The organism is Catenovulum agarivorans DS-2 (assembly GCF_000568405.1).
Taxonomy (GTDB): domain Bacteria; phylum Pseudomonadota; class Gammaproteobacteria; order Enterobacterales; family Alteromonadaceae; genus Catenovulum; species Catenovulum agarivorans_A.
The window spans coordinates 1-21,044 of the sequence record NZ_ARZY01000026.1 but is presented as its reverse complement, the minus strand read 5'-3'; the positions used below and the strand labels follow the sequence as shown (position 1 = coordinate 21,044).

Annotated in this window: 16 protein-coding genes; 13 read left to right on the top strand and 3 right to left on the bottom strand. The window is 40.6% G+C overall.

Features of this window, described 5'->3' with window-relative positions; translation table 11 throughout:
• Positions 1-52: 52 nt before the first annotated feature.
• Genes DS2_RS19980 through DS2_RS13300 form a run of 3 tightly spaced genes read left to right on the top strand, consistent with a single transcriptional unit; the run spans position 53 to position 6,972 of the window.
• The gene (locus DS2_RS19980; protein ID WP_051479871.1) at positions 53-2,365 is read left to right on the top strand and encodes an EAL domain-containing protein; all 2,313 of its coding nucleotides are present in this window, start codon (positions 53-55) and stop codon (positions 2,363-2,365) included.
• 2 nt (positions 2,366-2,367) lie between these two features.
• Positions 2,368-4,884, top strand: coding sequence for an EAL domain-containing protein (locus tag DS2_RS13305; RefSeq protein ID WP_035015317.1), 2,517 nt, complete (start codon positions 2,368-2,370; stop codon positions 4,882-4,884).
• Positions 4,885-6,972 carry an ATP-binding protein gene (locus DS2_RS13300; protein ID WP_051479870.1) on the top strand — a complete coding sequence of 696 codons (2,088 nt, stop codon included), beginning with the start codon at positions 4,885-4,887 and terminating at the stop codon, positions 6,970-6,972.
• A 1-nt stretch (position 6,973) separates the two neighbouring features.
• Here the strand turns inward: DS2_RS13300 and DS2_RS13295 are convergent, their stop codons facing one another.
• Both DS2_RS13295 and DS2_RS13290 read right to left on the bottom strand, forming a co-directional pair.
• Entirely contained in the window at positions 6,974-7,579 is a 606-nt protein-coding gene (locus DS2_RS13295; RefSeq protein ID WP_051479869.1) for an adenylate/guanylate cyclase domain-containing protein, read from the bottom strand.
• A gap of 18 nt (positions 7,580-7,597) precedes the next feature.
• Entirely contained in the window at positions 7,598-8,605 is a 1,008-nt protein-coding gene (locus DS2_RS13290) for a GGDEF domain-containing protein (protein ID WP_035015316.1), read from the bottom strand.
• A 135-nt stretch (positions 8,606-8,740) separates the two neighbouring features.
• On the opposite strand from DS2_RS13290, the gene yihA reads away from it, so the two are divergent.
• Positions 8,741-9,337, top strand: a complete 597-nt coding sequence (yihA, locus tag DS2_RS13285) for a ribosome biogenesis GTP-binding protein YihA/YsxC (RefSeq protein ID WP_035015315.1) — start codon at positions 8,741-8,743, stop codon at positions 9,335-9,337.
• 6 nt (positions 9,338-9,343) lie between these two features.
• On the opposite strand, the gene DS2_RS13280 is transcribed toward yihA, so the two are convergent.
• Entirely contained in the window at positions 9,344-11,851 is a 2,508-nt protein-coding gene (locus DS2_RS13280) for a penicillin-binding protein 1A (RefSeq protein ID WP_035015314.1), read from the bottom strand.
• Between the two features lie 138 nt (positions 11,852-11,989).
• On the opposite strand from DS2_RS13280, the gene DS2_RS13275 reads away from it, so the two are divergent.
• The 9 genes from DS2_RS13275 (at position 11,990) to DS2_RS13235 (ending at position 20,968) form a co-directional block, all read left to right on the top strand.
• A complete protein-coding gene (locus tag DS2_RS13275; protein WP_035015313.1) occupies positions 11,990-13,099 on the top strand; it encodes a pilus assembly protein PilM in 1,110 nt (369 codons plus the stop codon).
• A complete protein-coding gene (locus DS2_RS13270) occupies positions 13,087-13,668 on the top strand; it encodes a PilN domain-containing protein (protein ID WP_035015312.1) in 582 nt (193 codons plus the stop codon). Before DS2_RS13275 ends, DS2_RS13270 begins: the two co-directional genes overlap by 13 nt.
• A gap of 4 nt (positions 13,669-13,672) precedes the next feature.
• Positions 13,673-14,278, top strand: a complete 606-nt coding sequence (locus DS2_RS13265) for a type 4a pilus biogenesis protein PilO (RefSeq protein ID WP_035015311.1) — start codon at positions 13,673-13,675, stop codon at positions 14,276-14,278.
• The gene (locus DS2_RS13260) at positions 14,275-14,817 is read left to right on the top strand and encodes a pilus assembly protein PilP (protein WP_035015310.1); all 543 of its coding nucleotides are present in this window, start codon (positions 14,275-14,277) and stop codon (positions 14,815-14,817) included. The genes DS2_RS13265 and DS2_RS13260 overlap by 4 nt, the downstream gene beginning before the upstream one ends.
• Entirely contained in the window at positions 14,814-16,847 is a 2,034-nt protein-coding gene (gene pilQ, locus DS2_RS13255; RefSeq protein WP_051479868.1) for a type IV pilus secretin PilQ family protein, read from the top strand. Before DS2_RS13260 ends, pilQ begins: the two co-directional genes overlap by 4 nt.
• Before the next feature lie 185 nt (positions 16,848-17,032).
• Positions 17,033-17,548: a shikimate kinase AroK gene (gene aroK / locus DS2_RS13250; RefSeq protein ID WP_035015309.1), complete on the top strand. Its 516-nt coding sequence runs from the start codon at positions 17,033-17,035 to the stop codon at positions 17,546-17,548.
• A gap of 8 nt (positions 17,549-17,556) precedes the next feature.
• Positions 17,557-18,630: a 3-dehydroquinate synthase gene (aroB, locus tag DS2_RS13245; protein WP_035015308.1), complete on the top strand. Its 1,074-nt coding sequence runs from the start codon at positions 17,557-17,559 to the stop codon at positions 18,628-18,630.
• Positions 18,631-18,648: 18 nt separating this feature from the next.
• The gene (locus DS2_RS20730) at positions 18,649-20,115 is read left to right on the top strand and encodes a hypothetical protein (protein ID WP_200870150.1); all 1,467 of its coding nucleotides are present in this window, start codon (positions 18,649-18,651) and stop codon (positions 20,113-20,115) included.
• On the top strand, positions 20,105-20,968 hold the full coding sequence (locus DS2_RS13235) for a Dam family site-specific DNA-(adenine-N6)-methyltransferase (protein ID WP_035015307.1): 864 nt from the start codon (positions 20,105-20,107) through the stop codon (positions 20,966-20,968). The genes DS2_RS20730 and DS2_RS13235 overlap by 11 nt, the downstream gene beginning before the upstream one ends.
• Positions 20,969-21,044: the final 76 nt, after the last annotated feature.

Here is a 21,044-nt window from a genome sequence, read left to right as displayed (position 1 = left end):
CAATCAAAAAGAGCTTACCGCAAAATAATCTGAATAAGGAAGGGATTAGGAAATGCGTCAGGTATTGCTTATAGATGATGACGAATTGTTTGCCGAATATGTGCGTGATGCCGCGGAAATGGCTCAAGCTGCCATTACTGTGGTCGGCAACGGCTATGATGTTAAAACTCAGAAGGTTAATGAATTTGACATTGTCATCTTAGATTTAACCGTGCCTGGCCCTGATGGTGTTCAGTTACTGCGCTTTTTAAAAGAGCAAAATTATGCTGGTATGGTGGTGATTGCGTCAGGTTGTGATCGTTCGGTTATTAATTCAGCTCATCAGCTTGGGGAAAATTATGGGCTAAATATGGCGCGTGCTTTGGCTAAACCATTTTCCTTGGATGATTTATTAAGCTTGTTACGTGGTGATGGTACCAATGTTACATCTGGTTTAATGTTGGTTGAGTCTAATCCAAACAAACAGCAAGATTCTAGTTTATTGCCTGAACTAAGACTGGCGATTGAAAATAATCAAATACAAGTTTATTACCAACCGAGATTTTCGTTAAAAACTAAAAAATTAGTTGGTGTTGAGTCACTTGCTCGCTGGACATTATCTGATGGGCAACAAATCCCACCCAGCGTATTTATTAAGTTAGCTGAAGATAATGACCTAATTGAACCATTAACCAAGTGTTTAGTAGAAAAGATTTTCCCGCAAATTAATGAGTGGAATAGTCAAGGTTTATTGCTACATGTATCGTTCAACTATTCAGCAAGGGCTCTACACGAGCTAGATTTTCCAGATTACCTAAGTGATTTAGCTGAGCAGTATGGGGTCTTACCACAACATGTGATTGTTGAGCTAACTGAAAGTGCCCTAGCGGATGATATTTCCGTGCTGATGGAGATTCTGACGCGCATTCGTATGAAGGGTTTTAGCTTATCCATCGATGATTTTGGTACGGGGTATTCGTCTGTCCAACAATTGCAAACGCTACCATTTAATGAGCTTAAAATAGATAAAAGTTTTGTATCAAATTTTCAGTCAAGAGTGCAGTCACGCACCATTATTGAATCGACAGTCGAGATGGCGCATAAACTTGGCATTCGGGTGGTTGCAGAAGGCATAGAAGATCAAGGCGCTATTGATTACTTGCAGCAAGCAGGTTGTGATGAAGGCCAAGGCTTTTATTACGCTAAACCAATGCCAGCTGATCAGTTTAAAAAGTGGGTTAAAGCCAATCCAACTTATTTGACAGACAAACAAAGCCAAGCCTCTGATTGTAGCTTTACCATAGTGGCCTTAGATGATGATTTAGACTTTATCGAAATTTTGACTGATATATTGTCTGAAGAGTTTAGTTTTATTCCGTTTACCAATGCGAAAGTATTTTTAGACGAGTTTTCAAGTCTCAAAGCAGACATCGTTTTGCTCGATGTAAATATGCCTTATAAAAATGGTTATGAAATATGTCAGAGCATTAAAGAAACGGCAGACAAAGATTTTTCGGTGTTGTTTATATCTGGTGCTGACAATAAAGAGCAAAGGCTCAAGGCATTTGCTGCCGGTGGAGATGACTTTATTGCAAAACCAATTGCTTATGGAGAATTGCTTGCTAAGTTAAGAACTATGCGCCGCTACCAAGAAAGCAAGAATACCTTAACCGCCCAAGAAGAAATGGCGCGCAATATGGCATTTCAGTCTATGACTGAGGCATCGCAGTATGGTGCTATATTGCGATTTTTCAAAGATACCTTTAGTTGTACTTCTCAAAGCCAGCTGATTGAAATGTTTTTTGGGTTGATGGATAACTTACAATTATCAGCGTGTATTCAATTTCGTTCAACGCGCTCGAAAGCTAGTTATCGAGGGGTTGGGCAGTTGTGTAGTCCAATTGAAGACAATCTGTTTGAAATGTTATCTGATGCGGGCCGTCTGTACCACTTTAAAAGTCGGACCATGGTTAATGACAAACATGTGTCGGTATTGATTAAAAATATGCCGCTTGAAGATGAAATGACCTATGGACGATATAATGATTTACTCGCAGCTTTAATTGAAGGCTTAGAGAGCAAGTGGGTAGAAATCTTACATGAAGAATCGACGGAAGTACTGATCAAGAACATTGAAATTATCTTGTTTTCGCTAAGCGATAAATTTTCATCGTTTGAGAAACAAACTCATCAAATAATTGATATGTTAATTCTTGATGTACGATCATCTTTACACGTGTTAGATTTATCAGAAGAACAAGAAAGTTATTTAATTAAATTAATCGAAACAGGTATTGAGCGTGTGATGGAGTTGGGCGACGCAGGACGTGAAATCGAAGTTGAAATTAAGGAAGTTGTAGAAGGCTTTAAACGAGCCTATGAATAATAATGAATAAAAAAAAAATAGCTCATCATAAACTCTTACTGCTTTATCTTTTGCTAATCAGTATTGCACTGATATTTTCGGCACAGTCTCGGGCAATCGAAATTACGCCAGATGATGGCCAAGTGTTTGTTGGCCAAACCGCGCATATGATGCGGGATCAAGTGAATGGCTACCAGCACACCGAAGTTGTTGATGTGATTAAACGTCACCCAATTGTCGACAGCGATTACATCAACACTGGGCTACAAGCAGGTGTGACTTGGATCAGCTTTGACTTTACTACAACTAAACCCAGTGATTTTATTTTTGAGTTAAAGCGCGCGAAAGCATCGCGGGTTTCAGTGTTTTTTTTTGAATCAACTGAACCTGAAAATGCATTATTGTTATCTTCTTTCGAGATAAAACACCATAGCCCTATCTATCAATTGTCCACTACCAGCGATACTCAATACACCCTGTTGATTCGCTTGGAAAATAGTTCCACAACCTTTAAACCAGTATTGTGGAGCTATAGCGAGTACCAACAACACGCCCATATTGAATTTTTAACTATGGGACTATTTTTTGGGGTGCTGATTTGTTTAGCGCTGTATAACCTGATTATCTTTTTTGCCGTTAGGCGGCAAGCCTATATTTGGTATGCGGGATATATTCTCGCTTTAGTCGTTTGGCGCAGTGCGTTATATGGTTTGTGGTCATACATGGATATTCCTTTGTATACCCAAGCCGCTTATTTACTGGTGCCATTTGTCCTGCTTGATATTCTATTTGCAATGCTGTTTTGTATTCATTTTTTAGAAACAGCACGCCATGCTTTTTATTTAGATAAGATCATGCATGCAGTGTGTTGGGTATTAGGTATCGCAACGCTTATTTCGACAACTTTACCCATCCATGTAACTATTTCTTTTGTTGTGTTTGGCTTGGCAATTGGTGGTTTTATTTGTGTTGTTGTCGGATGTTATTGTTTATACAAAGGTGTTCGAATTGCGCGGTTTTATGTCGCATCTTGGATACCTTTGGTGATAGGGGCATTTATTGTGCAGCTCGCTGTGTGGGAAGTCATTCCGAGCACGCACTTTACCCAAACTTTTATCGAAGTAACAATTTTACTCGAAGCATTTTTAATGTCGCTTGCGCTGGCTGACAAGCTAAGACAAACTGAACGCGAAAAAGTCCATTTAGCCACGCACGATCCTTTAACGCGTTTACCCAACAGAAACCTAGTTCAGCTCGGTTTAGAAAGTTTTAAAAGTCGTGTTGGCTTTACCTTAATCCAACTAAAACTAACTAATCTAGATGAAATCCGGCTTAAGTTAGGACTTAAAGTCGCCAATGCAGTGTTATGTCGTTGTGTTGAGCAATTAAACGCTTGGGCTCGAGTTCAGCGTCGTGCGGTGACGTTTGAAATGCTTGATTTGGAACCTCAAAAACTTGGTCAACTTGATCATGGTGTTATGGTGATGGCATTCCGTGGAACCCATGTCGCGTTATCTGAATTGGCTAAGCAGGTCCAAGATATCCTCAAAGACCCGATAGAATATCACTCTGCGCAAGTACACATAGATTGCCATATGGGGGCGAGTATCTATCCACACCATAGCCAAGATATTATGCAGCTTCTCGAAAATACCAGTTTTGCAGTGGTAGATGCCCAGCGCAAGCAATTACCCGTATTAGTCTATGCCGAAGACAGAGCAAACGAAGTTCAATTTAAGCTAGAGCTATTGGACGACCTGAAAAAAGCATTAATATCGGGCAATGAATTGTCTTTATGTTTGCAGCCGAAAATAAATTTAAATGATAAGAGCATTGTCGGAGCTGAAGTATTACTGCGTTGGATTCACCCTAAGTATGGGGTGATAGAGCCGAATGATTTTATTCCTTTGGCTAAGGATGCGGGCATTATTTCTGATCTATCTTTTTGGGTGATTACTGAAGCATTACAAACCAATAAGCTGATTCAACAAATTAGCCCACAGCATCATATATGTGTCAATGTCTGTGCTACGGATCTGGTGAGTGAGCTGTTTGTTGAGCATGTTAAACATAGCTTAGAAGATTTCAACATGCCGCAAAATAGTTTGATTCTTGAAATATCTGAAGCTGAACTATTTGAACGTATTGGTTTAATCCATTTAAATGTCGAGAAGCTTAAAGTATTTGGCGTGGGCTTGAGTATTGATGACTTTGCCAGTGCTCGCAGTGCTTTAGCTGAATTAAGTCGCATACCGATTAAAGAAATAAAAATAGATGCTTGTTATATTCAGCAAGCAAGTCTTGATGATTTAAATCAGTCGGTAATCAATTTAATTCAATCTGTTGCAAGGGTTATTGGTGCTGAAATTGTCGCTGAGGGGGTTGAAGAGCCTGTGTCGCATCAATATTTGATTGAACAAGGTATTCCGTTTGCACAAGGTTTTCATCTAGCCAAACCTATGCCAATTGGCGAATATTTAGAATGGTTAAAAGCGCAACAACATATGCATTCTTCACAAGTTTGTGGGGGCGCAGGTTAGATGAATCTACGTAGTGTGATAAGTTTTTTTGTCAGCGAAGCTTTTGCGCCACCATTGGAAGCCTTATTCAAGCAGCAACTTGAACAACGGGCTCGCTCCATCATCGCATACATCTATGTTATCGGGGGCATTGTCCCTCTTTTGTTCCTGTTGTACGCGTTAAGCGTATCGAGCGATTTTTTTTATAAGGTTGCAGAGCCTAGGCTGATCTATTTAGCGATTTGGCTAATGATTTGCTTAGCAACTTTTACCCGTTTTGCCATTTTGAACTTGCGCCAGTCATATCTTATTTACACTTTTTCAGGCGTTACTTTTGTAACCTATATCAATTCTATATTGATGGATAACCAACTATTTTCTGTTCCCAGTATCCTAATGTTTTTAATTGGCTTGGTCATCGCACAAATTGGTGCCAAAGTTCAGCTATATGCAGGCTTAATTGCGATCAGTGTGCCTTTAATACTCATCAGTTTATTTGATGTTTGGTCACCCGCGGATATCGGGGTAATGGTGCTTCTGGTTATTTGGGCAATTATTAGTTGGTTAGCGGCACTTATATTAGAGAAAAACAATCGTAAGCTGTTTAGGTATGAGCAGGCGCTGGAGCAATCGAGCCAAGAAAAAGCGGCTTTGTTGGACAAAGAAGCTAGAGCAAACCAATTTAAACGCCAATTTTTGGCGCATATGAGTCATGAGATCAGGACACCATTAACCTCTATACTCGGATACTCCCATTCCTATTTCGATCAAGGATTTAGCCAGCAGCAAAAAGATAATGCGGTTAAAACTATTCACTCCAACAGTTTGCATTTATTAAAAATCGTCAACGATGTTCTAGACTTATCAAAAATTGAGGCGGGCAAACTAGAATTTGAGATGTTGGAGATAGATATTGTTGAACTGCTGCAATCTATTGAACATAGCCAAAGTCGTGTAGCGTCAGAAAAAGGTGTGCAACTGACCATTAATTATCAATGGCCATTGCCACAGTACTTAATAACGGATCCAACTAGGTTAAGGCAAATTTTATTAAACCTGACGAGCAATGCAATTAAATTTACCAACGACAAAGGCATTGTCAGTGTGCGAGTTTCATTTGATAGCAAAGCAAATAAACTGCAATTTTCGGTTACAGATACTGGCATTGGTATGGATAAAAAATCGCTAAAACAATTGTTTACCGCTTTTAATCAAGCCGACAGCTCGCATAGTCGCAAGTTTGGTGGAACTGGGTTAGGGTTATACATATCCAGCCAACTTATCGATAAACTCGGTGGGAGAATTGCAGTCAAAAGCGTGCCAGGCGAGGGGAGTTGTTTTAGTTTTGATATTCAAGTAACTGTACCCGAACCAGTTAACTGGTTAAACTATGCACCCACCCACACAACAGCGAAAGAAAGGATGAATCAGCAAGTTGCCCAATACCAAGCTAAAGTTTTATTAGCTGACGATCATGAAGACAATCGAAAACTAATTCGTTACTGGTTAGAAAAAAGTGGCGTTCAGGTCGACGAAGCCGAAAATGGCGAGCAAGCGGTCGAGAAAGCGCTATTGTTTGACTTTGATTTGATCTTTTTGGATATTCAAATGCCGCACATGGATGGCGTTGAAGCTTTAACCATGATCCGCGCCAATGGTTATGATATCCCAATCATAGCGTTAACAGCCAATGCGCTTAAACAAGAGGTTGATGGTTATCTTACAACTGGTTTTAATGATCATTTAGCTAAGCCTGTCGATGTCGAAGTTTTCCAGAAGTTGTTGTCAAAATATTTATCTGATTTAGCTGACGAGGATGAACCTTTGTTTGACTTGGCGAGTGAAGAGTTTCAAAAGCTGGTAGCAGATTATAAGTCATCGTTAGACTGTGAATTAGAAATGGTTAAGCATGCTCGTCAAGCTGACAACTGGTCATTGTTAACTAAAGTGGCACATAGAATTAAAGGCAGTGCCGGCAATTTTGGTTTTTCACAATTAACCGATGCGGCAGCTGAACTTGAGCAATGCCTAAGAAACAATGGCTTAAACGAGCGAGAGTCTTTATACCAAAATTTCTTAAATCAACTGCAGCTGGCCATTCGAGGTTAATTTACTCGTCTTTATACAATACTGAAAATGTTGTGAGTTTGATACCGGAAATATTGAACTCCAAGGGTTCAACCTTGTATTCTTTAGGTGAAGATATGCTTTTATAGGCATTTTCAGTTATCAAAATTTCGCCCCCACGAGCGATATCTTCACCCAACTTACTGGCCTTATTAACCACATCACCAAAATAGTCTAATTCATCGGTGAGCAAATAATTGCCATAATCAATTCCAGCAGCCACTTGTATATCCCAAAGATCTGGTGTTTTAGCATTTTCAATGTCTAACAAGTGGTTTATCTCTATGACTGCGTTGATTGCGTCTGCAGCTGAATCAAAACGCGCAAATACATTGTCTGCAACAAATTTAACCACTGTACCCTTATGTTTTTCAATGGTTGGGCGGGTGATTTGCTGCATGCGATAAATCATTGATAAGTAATAGACAATGCCATATTTTTGCGTAACCAATGAGAAACCAGACATATCCATTATCAATACTGCGCCTTTGGTTCCATATAGGTCCCACAATTTTTGTTCCGCTTGTTTTTGTATTTTTTTGTCTTTGGCTGCAAAGTATTCAGTTAATAATTTTTCAAAAGGTTGCATTGGTTGTTACCTAAATGGTTAGCTGGATAAGCACACACGGTTTTTGCCGCTACTTTTAGCTTGATAAAGTGCACTATCAGCCTGCTCTATGGCCTCTGCTACACTCAACTTTTGACGATTTAACGACAATCCTACTGATATCGTCACTTGTGGCAAGCGTTTACGTGTTTTTCCGTGGACCAGTTTAAGCTTTTCAATATTTTCCCTAACCGTTTCTGCATACATAAATACATCATCACGAGCTTGATTAATCATTAAAACTAAAAACTCCTCACCACCGTAACGAATGGCGATATGTTCTGGGCCTAACAGCTGAGCTATTTGTTGTGCCACTTTTTGTAAAATAATATCGCCTACGCCATGGCCATATGTGTCATTGAGCTGTTTAAAGTTATCTATATCAAATAGCAGCGCACAAATGTGACTGGTCGATGTCAGGGTGTTTAAAAAATTTTCCATGCCACGGCGGTTAGCTAAGCCAGTCAGTGAATCTGTTTGAGCCTGTTGTTGTGCAGTTTTCAGCTTTTGTTGTAATGTTTTAATATCATTTTGCGAGGCATATATGCTGTCTTTAAATTGGTTTTGGGCGAGTTGAGCTTTTTCGGTTGCTACGATTATTGTATTGACGATATCTACAGTGTGTTGATTGTCCGTATCGTTTAATTTGCTCGCCTGTGAATGTAATGTGGATTGGTATTGAGATACATCCGATTGACTTTTTTCACATACAGTTTGTAGATTCACAATGACTTTGTGAATAGCTGATAAGGTTTCATTGTCAGCTTGTAAGTTTTCTTCTAAATATTTTTGGTGCAATTCAGCCAGTAAATAATTATCGGGCGTTTGATTGTTCGCAATTAATTGCTGTAATTCACTACGCAGCTTTTGATTGTTTGGGTGGCTACAAGCGTAGATAACCGCATAATTTATTGGTGTGGGGGCGAGTTGGTACTTGTTTAACCAAGCTAATGTCAGCTTTGATAGTTCGTCTGGTGTAATCGTTGCTGGTGGCTTTAAATTGTCCATTCCCTGCCATTTTATTCGAATTGCTTTGTATTAATTCTGACTGAATTATCGCGATTTGCCAATAAATAACAGTAACAAACTGAATTTGTTATCGATTAAGAGTAAACTAGGCCGATTATTGTTTGGAGAATCAACATGAAATACCAAGATGCCAAATTTTTAACCAGTGCACCTGATATACAGAGCTTGCCAACAGACGAAGGATTCGAAGTCGCTTTTGCTGGACGGTCGAATGCAGGCAAATCGAGCGCTTTAAATTGTTTAACCGAACAAAAGGGGTTAGCTCGTACAAGTAAAACGCCAGGGCGTACTCAATTGATTAACTTGTTTGAATTAGATGAGCAACGCAAGTTGGTTGATTTACCAGGATATGGGTTTGCTAAGGTCCCTTTGGCTGTTAAACAGAAGTGGCAGCGCTCGTTAGGTGAATACTTACAAAAGCGCGAATCTCTAGTTGGATTAGTGGTATTAATGGATATTCGGCATCCAATGAAAGACCTTGACCAAGATTTAATTTATTGGGCAGTCGATAGTGAGTTACCAGTGTTAGTATTGCTAACAAAAGCGGATAAGCTTAAACAAGGCGCGCGAAACTCAACATTAAAAGAGATCCGAGAAGCGAGTTTAGCTTTTTGTGGTGATGTCACGGTTGAGGCGTTTTCTTCACTCAAAGGTCTGGGGGTAAAACAACTCAAGCGCAAATTGGATGAGTGGTATCAAATAGAAAGATAGAAGGCATTAAAAAATGCCTTCTACTGCTTTTTCTGTAACCTCACCTGCGGCTTCTGCATTGAGAATATCTGGTAGTGGATCCCTTTCCACATAGCTACTAGGCTCTGTACCTTTAATAAAGTATTCAAATAATGAAGTATGATCGGCCTGAGTGGTTAACTTGCCAGTTTCATTGTCTATACGTACAGACACTATATTATCTGGGATTGCTGAAGCTTGTTGCGGCACATCAGCCAAAGCTACACGCAAAAATTCAATCCAAGCGGGTAGGGCTGTTTGTGCACCAAACTCTTTGCCAAAGACTTGGTCTTTACCTAAATTGGGATTGGGTCTAGTGGAGCCTAGTGCTCTAGAGTGGTCATCAAAGCCAACCCAGCTAGTCACAACGATATTGGGTCCATAGCCACTAAACCAGGTATCTTTTGCTTCATTGGTTGTGCCAGTTTTGCCTCCAATATCTGTACGTTTAAGGGTTTGTGCGCGCCAGCCTGTACCATTCCAGCCTGTGCCTTTATTCCAGTTACCACCGCCCCAAATAGTGCTTTGCATCGCTTCGGCAATTAAAAACGCATTTTGTGCGGAAATTGCTCGCTTAGCCTGTGGTTGTTGCTCTTGGGGATAGAGTTCATCAGAAGTGGCTTGAGCACATGGATCACACGCGATTTTTGGATTGGCTGCAAATATCATTTCACCTTCAGGTGTCACGACTCTATCAATTAAAAATGGCTCGACGATAAAACCGCCATTGGCAAAAGCTGTATATGCGGATGCAAGTTCCATTGGTGTAAACGACGCTGATCCCAATGCTAAAGATTCGTTTCTAGGCAAATCATGTGGAGAAAAACCAAATTGTGCTAGGTGGTCAATTAAATTGTCTAAACCAACGGAACGCAGTAGGCGTACCGAAATAACATTTTTCGATTTAGCGAGCGCGGTGCGCATACGTGTTGGACCATCGTAAACTGGTGGCGAATTACGAGGTCGCCACACGGTTCCTTGTTGGCGATCCCACTGATTAATGGGGGCGTCGTTAATAATGCTTGCAAGGGTAAAGCCGTGTTCGAGTGCAGCTGAATAAATAAACGGTTTAATATTAGAACCAACTTGGCGTTTTGCCTGAGTGACACGGTTAAACTCGCTTTGATAAAAATCATAGCCGCCAGATAACGCAATAATGGCACCGTTTGTCGGATTGAGTGCAACAAGTGCAGAAGATGCATCAGGGAATTGACTGAGTTGCCATTGGGTTGCTGATTGTTGTCGCAAATAAATTTGTTCGCCAACTTTGACTATTTCACTCGGCAGTTGTGGGGCTTCACCTTGATGGTCATCGTCAATAAATGGGCGTGCCCACGACATGCCATCCCAGTTAACCCAAGCATATTCACCCGATTTATCTAAATATTGGAAACGTTTTTGTTCATCATCTATCGCGGTAACAACAGCAACTTTTAACAAACCAAATTCACTTTGGCGGTTTAAATGTTCTAAAATTTGCTGTTCTTGCCAAGGTGTTTCTGGGTCTTGCCAGAGCTGACTGAATGCGCCTCTATAACCATGGCGTTCGTCATAATTATGCAGGTTTTCACGAAGTGCTAATTGTGCTGCATTTTGTGCTTCTTCTGTGATAGTTGTATAAACTTGATAGCCTTTGGTATACGCAACTTCTTCGCCAAATTGGTCAACCATTTGTTGTCGAACCATTTCGGCAATATAAGGCGCATCTAGTTCTATTTGTGCTCCGTGGTATTTAGCTGTCAGCGGCTGCGCAATTGCTGCTTGGTATTGTGGTTCAGTTAAATGGCCTGTTTGTTTTAAGCGCCATAAAACTGTATCTCTTCTAAACTTTGCTCGTTTAGGGTTGCGCAGCGGGTTGTATGCGGTTGGCGCTTTAAGCAAACCGGTTAACATGGCAAATTGCGCTATGTTAAGCTCAGACAGATCTTTACCATAATAAACTTGTGCTGCAGCACCAAAACCAAATGCTCGATAGCCTAATTCAACTTTGTTGATATACAGAGTCAGAATTTCTTCTTTAGTGAGCTCTTGTTCAATATGCAAAGCAATAAAAATTTCTTTAATTTTTCGTATATAAGTTTTGTCTCGGGTTAGAAAGAACCCCCTTGCAACCTGCATGGTTAAGGTACTAGCCCCTTGGGTTTTGTTACCACTGGTGATAACCGCCAATGCTGCGCGGAAAATACCAATAAAATCGACCCCTTTATGCGAATAAAAGCGGACATCCTCTGTGGCCAATAAGGTATCTATAAGCGGTTGAGGGATTTGTTCGAATTGCAATGGAATGCGACGCTTTTCACCAAATTGAGAAATAAGTTTACCGTCTGCCGTATAAACTTTCATCGGAGTTTGGAATTCAACTTGCTTTAGTGTATTTACTGGAGGCAGTTCATCTTTAAAATGCAAATACACAGCATAAATTGAAGTTACGCCTAAAATTACGCAAAAAATCGAAAAAAGTGTAAAATAAATAAGAAATTTTTTCACAAAATTCACCAAGTGTTAAAACTTACTGGCACTTCGCCTTGATAGTGGATATTATCAGCTATCTTGAGCAATAAAATGTAAAAGCGAATAATATTTTGCGTTATTATTGCACTGTGGAGAAAATAATAACAAGTATGTGGTTGTTTTATGTTTAAGGAAATATTCAATAAACAAGAGTCGCTATTTATTGGTGTTGATATTGGCTCTTATTCAGTTAAAGCAGTGTTACTGGAACAAACTGAAGATAAAATAAAACTGTTGCAGCATGCATCCGAGTCTATGCCTAAAGGGGCGATGAACGAACGTGATTTGCAAGATATAGAAGCTGTCGGTAAAGTTTTAGCTCGTCTCCGTAAAAAATTCCCCAAACAACATAAAGAAGTAGCAGTAGCCATTTCTGGCTCTACCGTTATTACAAAAACTGTTTATATGGATGTAAATTTCACTGATGAAGAGCTCGCAACCCAAATAGAAATCGAAGCGGATAGCTTAATCCCTTATCCAATTGAAGAGGTTAGTCTTGATTTCGAGCGCTTGGCTGTTAATAGTGCAGACCCATCGAAAGTTGATGTCTTACTTAGTGCTGCGCGAACAGAAAGTGTAGAAGCTCGAGTTTCAGCTTTAGATATAGGTGGGTTTAACGCCAGAATTATGGATGTTGAGGCGTTCGCGTTAGCGCGTGCTGCTCAAGTCTGTTTAGCGCAGTTGCCAGAAGATGCCTCAGATAAACTCGTTGGCTTGGTGGATATAGGTGCCAACATGACGCTTATGTCGGTCTTAAAAGGCGATAAGGTTTTATATACCCGAGACCAATCTTTTGGTGGTGATGCATACACTAAAAATATAGTGAACTACTACAACAAAACATACGACGAGGCTGAACTAGCAAAGCTAACTAAAGACTTACCACCCAATTATACATTCGAGGTGTTGGCACCATTTCAAACAGCTGTAATTCAGCAAATACGCCGTGCAATCCAGATGTTTTTGACTTCAAGCGCAGAAGAAAAAATTGATTACCTCATTTTGTCTGGCGGTACCGCCTTGGTTGAAGGTATACAGCAAGTAATCGAAGATGAACTAGGGCTACATTGTGTTATTGCTGACCCTTTTGCGCAAATGCTTGCCGAACAGGGGGAAGCTGAGCAACAAGCTGCAGAGCAGAATACGCCAGCAGCGACAACCGTCAATATCAGCGCGCAATATATGATTGCTACAGGATTAGCTATGAGGAGTATTGAGCCGTGCCACATATAAACCTCTTGCCTTGGCGTGAACAAGCAAAACAGCGCAAACAAAAACAATATATTTTAATGCTGGCAATGAGTGCAGCGGCTGCATTGTTTGTCATGATGATGGTCAATACCTACTACAACAATTTAATTTCTAATCAACAAGCGCGCAATCAATACTTGTTGAACGAAATTGCGGTGTTAGATTCTAAAATTCAAGAAATAAAAGAGCTGAAGAATATGCGTGCCAACTTGGAGCAACGCATGGAATTGATCGCTGATTTACAGCGAAACCGCAACGTCGGCGCACAAATTATGGATGAACTGGTTAAAGTTGTACCGCCGGGTATCTATTTGGTAAAACTTGAAAAAACTGATGCCAAAGTCACAGTGCAGGGGAAAACTGAGTCGAATAATCGTGTTTCAACTATGATGCGACAAATCGAAGAATCTTACTTGCTTGAAACGCCTGTTTTAAACGCGATCGTCGCTGCTAAAATCGATGAAGGTGCACGAGTGCTAAGTGACTTTACCATGTCAGTGCAAATTCAATCTAAAGGGTTGAATCGCAACCAAGCGAAAGGAAAGGAGTAGTCGCATGGATTGGAAAAACATAGACCTAAATGACCTCAATGAGTTAGAGCTCGACTTTAACAACATGGGTGAGTGGCCCAAAGTTGCAAAAATCATCGTGGCTATTTTGTTGGCTATTCTAGTGGCTGTATTGAGCTATTATTTATTGATTAGCGAAAAAATTGAAACGTATCAAAAAATTACCGAACAAGAGCAAAGTTTAAAACTACAATTTCAAACTAAGTACCAAGTTGCAATTAATGCTGATGCATACAAAGTGCAAATGGCAGAAATGGAAAAGAATTTCGCCGAATTGCTTAAACGCTTGCCAACAGAAAGTGAAACGCCAGGATTGTTAGACGATATCACTTATGTTGGCACAACCAGTGGTCTATCGTTTAAAAAGATCAACTGGGAAGAAGAAATTGAACGAGAATTTTATACTGAACTACCCTTAAGGTTAGAAGTGGTTGGTGGTTATCATGAGTTCGGTGAATTTTTAGGTCGAGTTGCAGCACTGCCAAGGATTGTGACTTTGCATAACTTTACCATTTCTAACAAAGGCGACGATGTACTCGAGCTCAGTTTATTGGCTAAAACCTATAGATACAAAGAGGTTGTCGGCCAATGAGAAAACTATTAATTGTTAGTGCAGCATGTTTGTTGGCCGCTTGTGGTGATGATGTTAGTGATTTGCAAGCGTTTACTGAACAAGTAAAAAGTACAACTCAGCCGAGCATTGAGCCAATTCCACAAGTAGAGAAATTTGAGAGTTTTGAATATGCTGCCAGCGGCTTACGTAGCCCGTTTGTTGAACCAGAACCTCAGCTGGTGGAAGATAAGTCAGGCCAATCACTGGACTGTTTGCAACCTAACTTTAGGCGCGTAAGAGAGCCTTTGGAGAAGTTTCCACTCGACAATATAAAAATGCGTGGAACAATGGCAAATCAACATAGGATTTATGCACTGGCATCGGCCTCAAATGGTGCGTTATATCGGGTGGGTATTGGCAGTTATTTGGGCTTGTTTCATGGCCGAGTGGTTAAAATAACGCCAGACTACATACAAATTGAAGAAATGGTGCCTGACGGAACAGGCTGTTGGGACATAAGAAAAGCAGAAATCACGATTTTGGATGCAGAAACAGACGCGGGAAGTAAACAAAAATGATAACAAAGTTAAAGATACATAGTCAGATTAGAGCCTTAGTTTTTGGTGCTTTGGTGGCCATGTTGCCTGTTAGCAGTTGGGCTATGTCAGTATTATATGAGGTTAAATATAACCCTATCATGGCTGGTGAAACTGAGTTGGAGTTTGTTTTCGACCAAGCGTTGGCTCACGAACCTGTTATCCAAGTATTGAATAACCCTTCACGGATTCAAATCGATATTGATGAAGCCGATTTTGAAAACTATTTAGGTGAAATTCCGATTAATATTGCAGGTGTACAAAAGGTTAAAATTGAGTACATAGATGAAAGCGTACGTATCAACTTATTGCTCGATTCATTAAAAGTGTATCAAACACGCACCGAAGGCAATAGTTTCTTCATTTTAGTTTCAGACAATGCCGGTTTCGACAAACCGAAAAAAGAACAGTCTTACGTAAATAAAATTCAAGCTATGGATTTTCGCCATGGTAAAGACGAGTCTGGTCGGGTATTGATCTTTTTACAAAGCAGTATGGCTGCAGTGGATGTTCGTGAGAAACAAGACAAAATTATTGTAATGTTTCATAACACAGATATCTTGCCAGATTTGTTATATCAGCTTGACGTAACTGATTTTGGGACAATTGTTGATTCGGTTGAAACATTTAAAGATAGAAATCACACCAGAGTCGAAATTAAAACTAATAAACCTTTCACTTATCAATACCAACAGCTCGACAACATTTTTACCCTTGAAGTTGAAGAGGACAGAGTTCAAGGTGGTTTATTGGCCACAGAAAAATACGAAGGGTCGCCAATCTCATTAAACTTCCAAGATGTTGAAGTAAGAACAGTACTGCAAATTATCGCCGATTATAATGGGTTCAATTTGGTCACTAGCGATTCGGTAACAGGCAATGTAACTCTAAGGTTAGATGGGGTACCTTGGGATCAGGCTTTAGATATCATCCTTAAGATCAAAGGCTTAGACAAACGCATGGAAGGGTCTATTCTAATGGTGGCACCAAGTGATGAAATATCTGCCCGAGAAGCCAGAGAGTTAGAGGCAAAAAAACAAGTTGATCAATTGTCTCCATTGTTTTCAGAATTCATTCAAGTGAATTACGCTAAAGCGAGTGAAATATCTACCATGTTGGCAGGCCAAGGTTCAGGTATGTTGTCTGAAAGAGGGACTGTAACTGTTGATGAACGCACTAATACTTTATTGATTCGCGATACAGTAAAAGGCATAGATAACATTAAGAAGCTGGTTAGCATATTGGATGTGCCAGTAAAACAAGTCACTATCGAGTCTCGAATTGTTACAGTGAATGATAATTTATCTGAAGAGTTAGGTATCCGATGGGGATTCAGTGATCAACAAAACTCAGACGGTGTATCTGGAACCATTGCCGGTGCCAATACTATTGCAGGTGGGACAATCCCAGCGCTGAGTGATAGGCTGAATGTTAATTTGCCGGTTGCTAACCCTGCAGGCAGCATTGGTTTGAGCATAGCGCGTTTAGATGACGGAACGATTTTAGACTTAGAGCTTTCGGCACTAGAAACTGAAAACAAGGGCGAAATAATTGCGAGCCCACGCATAACAACCGCAAACCAAAAAACTGCTTATATAGAACAGGGTACTGAAATACCTTTTGTTCAAGCCTCATCTAGCGGCGCAACCGCGGTGACTTTCAAAAAGGCAGTGTTGAGCTTGCAGGTGACACCTCAAATCACTCCTGACAATAAAATTGTGTTAGATTTGGTGATCACTCAAGATACCCGTGGGGATACGGTTGCTACGCCGACAGGTTCAGCTGTTGCAATTGATACTCAAGAAATTGGCACTCAGGTGTTGGTTGATAATGGCGAAACGATAGTTTTGGGTGGGATTTATCAGCAACAAATGGTTTCAAGTGAAAAGAAAGTGCCTTTGTTAGGCGATATCCCGTATCTTGGCACCTTATTTAAATCAACCACTGAGTTTAATGAGAAAAAAGAACTGCTAATTTTTGTTACACCACGAATCGTAACTGAAAAATTATAGTGCTATAAACATCAATGACAGCATTTTCCTGTAAGTAAATGAACAATTACAGCGAGAATGTTGTCATTTTATTATACTGTACTTGCTTTTATACACTGAATCTTGGGATAATCGCCGCTCTTCAAAAGTACACTTGGATTTTCGGAGCAACTTAAACTTAATCAATAAGATGTGTAAGAATTAAAATGGCTGAAAAACGAAATATATTCCTTATAGGCCCTATGGGCGCAGGTAAAAGCACAATTGGGCGCCAATTGGCTCAAGAATTACATTTAGAGTTTTACGATTCTGATGCAGAAATTGAACGTAGAACGGGTGCGGACATAGCATGGGTCTTCGACGTTGAAGGCGAAGCAGGCTTTCGTGTCCGTGAAGAAAAAGTTATTTTTGATTTAACTGAAAAACAAGGAATTGTGTTAGCTACAGGTGGTGGTTCTATCATAAGTAAAGAAACTCGTAATCGCCTTTCGGCACGAGGTTTTGTAGTTTACTTAGAAACGACCATTGAGAAGCAGGTTGCTCGTACGGCAAGAGATAAACGCCGACCGTTACTACAAAACGGCAACCCAGAAGAAATTTTGACTGACTTAGCAGAAAACAGAAACCCTCTGTATGAAGAAGTAGCGGATTTAATTGTCAAAACTGACAATCAAAGCGCCAAAGTGGTCGCGCGTGAAATAATAGACAGATTAGGGTTTTAAAATTAGATATGAGTACTTCAGAGATTCAAGTTGAATTAGGCGACCGCAGTTATCCGATTGTGATTGGGCAAGGGCTGGTAGGCGACAAACAAACTTTTAATCGCTTGATTAAAGGCAAAAAAGTTGTTGTGGTGACTAATGAAACAATAGCACCTTTATATTTATCTAAGCTATTGGGTGCACTTGAGTCTTTTGAAGTCCTGAGTTATCAATTACCAGACGGCGAGCAATATAAGTCGCTTGAATCTTTTGAAAAGGTGAATAGTTTTTTACTTGAACACAACTGTGGTCGAGATATAACTCTAGTTGCACTTGGTGGTGGGGTTGTTGGTGATTTAGTCGGCTTTGTTGCTGCCTGCTATCAAAGAGGTGTCGACTTTATTCAGGTACCCACTACTTTACTTTCTCAAGTAGACTCATCAGTTGGTGGTAAAACTGCGGTTAATCATCCCCTAGGCAAAAATATGATTGGCGCATTTAAACAACCTGAAGCTGTGGTGATTGATACTGATACTTTGTTAACTTTACCCGTTCGTGAATTTGCAGCAGGCATGGCAGAAGTGCTTAAGTACGGGATTATTTTCGATCGAAGCTTTTGGCAATCATTGATTGATAATAAGCCACAAATATCGGCTCTTGAGCAAACAGAGTTGGTGCGAATTATTCGCCGTTGCTGTGAAATTAAGGCTGAGATAGTTGCCGCAGATGAAACAGAAAAAGGCGCTCGCGCTTTACTTAATTTAGGCCATACATTCGGCCATGCGATCGAAGCTGAAATGGGTTACGGCGTATGGTTGCATGGTGAAGCTGTTGGTACAGGTATGGTTTTAGCGGCTAAGCTAGCTGAAATGCGTGGCTACATCAGCCCTGAAGACTATGCTGAAATTAAACAAACCATTGCCGCTTATCAACTTCCGGTGGAAAAGCCTGAATCAATGAACTGTGCAGATTTCGTTAAACATATGAAACGAGACAAAAAAGTTCAGAACAATGTAATGCGTTTTATTGTGCCAACCCAAATTGGCCAATGCCAAATTATGGATGATGTAACAGAGCTAGAGTTAGAGAATATCCTCAAATAAGTATATTAGGGGCGTTTTATGCAGTCATCAGTCTGGGAACGACTCGAGCATAATTTAACTTATAACAACGCCCTGATTATTTATAGCGAGCAGCAACCGCTGGTTCGTTATATTGAAACGCTGCAAAATGACTTCACTGTCGCTTATATTAGCCAATATCAAGATATTCAGGCTGCACGTAGTCAAATTGTCCGCCAACTGTTTAACAACCCATTACATGATCCTAGCCATAGTTTATTAGCTCAGTTCAACCAATTTGACGACGGAAATTCTGTTTATTTAATTGTGATAAAACACGCGCCTACCGAGGAGCTTGTTGCTGAACTGTCTGATTGCATGAATAATCAGACAGGGGTATGCAAAGTCATATTTGAATCAACCCCTTTGCAGGCGGCACATTGGTTGTATTTTATCGAACAACGTGCACAACCCGTGGTTAATATTGGGCCGATAGTTACTGAGCAGCAGCGATTAGACAGTTTAATGGTTAATCCGACCGAGCATAACAAAACAAATTTACTTTGGAGTATTTTGTTATTGAGTGTTTGTATTACACTTGCCGCTAGTGGTTACTTTTTCTATCTGGCAGATAAACCTGAGATTGCCATAACGTCTCAATCAACTCTTGATAAGCCAGTAGACAGTATTGAAGCGCAAGCAGAGCCGACGGACGAGCCGTTGAAGTATCAACCAGATATGACGGCAGCTGAATTTTTCGCGCAAAAAACGCAAAAGCAGCTTGCTAAGCAAGCCGAAAACAATAAATCTGTGTTGCCAGAGCCAGAGCCAGAGCCAGAGCCAGAGCCAGAGCCAGAGCCAGAGCCAGAGCCAGAGCCAGAGCCAGAGCCAGAGCCAGAGCCAGAGCCAGAGCCAGAGCCAGAGCCAGAGCCAGAGCCAGAGCCAGAGCCAGAGCCAGAGCCAGAGCCAGAGCCAGAGCCAGAGCCAGAGCCAGAGCCAGAGCCAGAGCCAGAGCCAGAGCCAGAGCCAGAGCCAGAGCCAGAGCCAGAGCCAGAGCCAGAGCCAGAGCCAGAGCCAGAGCCAGAGCCAGAGCCAGAGCCAGAGCCAGAGCCAGAGCCAGAGCCAGAGCCAGAGCCAGAGCCAGAGCCAGAGCCAGAGCCAGAGCCAGAGCCAGAGCCAGAGCCAGAGCCAGAGCCAGAGCCAGAGCCAGAGCCAGAGCCAGAGCCAGAGCCAGAGCCAGATATGTATCACAATGCTTGGTTTATTCAGCAAGATTCGCAACACTATGTGATACAATTAACCTTATTGAGCTCTGAAGCTTTGTTAGCAGAGTATCTGGCCGATTATCAACTCACTGATCAAACTAAGGTCTATCATTACCAACAATACTATGCAGTCACTCTTGGGTTATATTCGAACTTAGCGCAAGCAAATCTGGCGATCAAAGATTTGCCCGAACGGCTAAAGAACAAAGGTGCATTTGCGAAAAAGGTTGTAGATATAAAAAAGCGTATAAATGACAATTAAAAACTTAAAAAAACAACGTGCTTTTTTGAAATGGGCCGGTGGTAAATACAATTTAATTGAAAAGATTACCCAGTTATTGCCTAAGCGGCCAGACACCTTGGTAGAGCCTTTTGTTGGGGCTGGTTCGGTATTTTTGAACACCAATTACAAGCACTATATTCTAAATGATATTAACCCAGATTTGATTGGTTTATATCGTCATTTACAGTTGCAACCTGAGCTACTCATTAACGAATGCGCCAAACTGTATCAAGGCAAATACAATAATGCTGATGCATACTACTCTATTCGCAACGAATTTAATCAAGAAAAAGATACTTTTCGACGAGCAGTTATCTTCACTTATTTAAACCGTCATGGTTACAATGGTCTGTGTCGATATAACTTATCCGGGCATTACAATGTGCCTTTTGGGCGTTATGTAAAACCTTATTTCCCCGAAAGCGAAATGTATTTTTTTGCAAACAAAGCGCAAAACGCAACGTTTACTCAAATCGATTTTCAAACTTGCATGCAACATGCACCAAAAGGGGCTGTTATCTACTGTGATCCTCCTTATGTCAGTCTAAGTGAAACAGCAAATTTTACCCAATATGCACGCTCAGGCTTTGCTTATCATGATCAGCAGCGACTCGCTCATACCGCAGCAGAACTAGCTCATAAAGGCTTAAACACAGTATTGATCAGTAATCATGATACGCCTGTTAGTCGCAGTTTGTACCATAGTGCCAAAATTCGTTCGACTAAAGTATCAAGAGTCATTAGCCAAAAAGTTGAAAATAGACGTGCAGTTAAAGAAGTACTGGCATTATACAAAGTCGGAAGCATTCACCATCACAGCAAAGCTATATAAGCTAAAAAGCCTATCTTTGTTAAGTTAAAACTAAAAAACCCGCCGAAGCGTAATGCCAGTCAGTTAACAACTGACT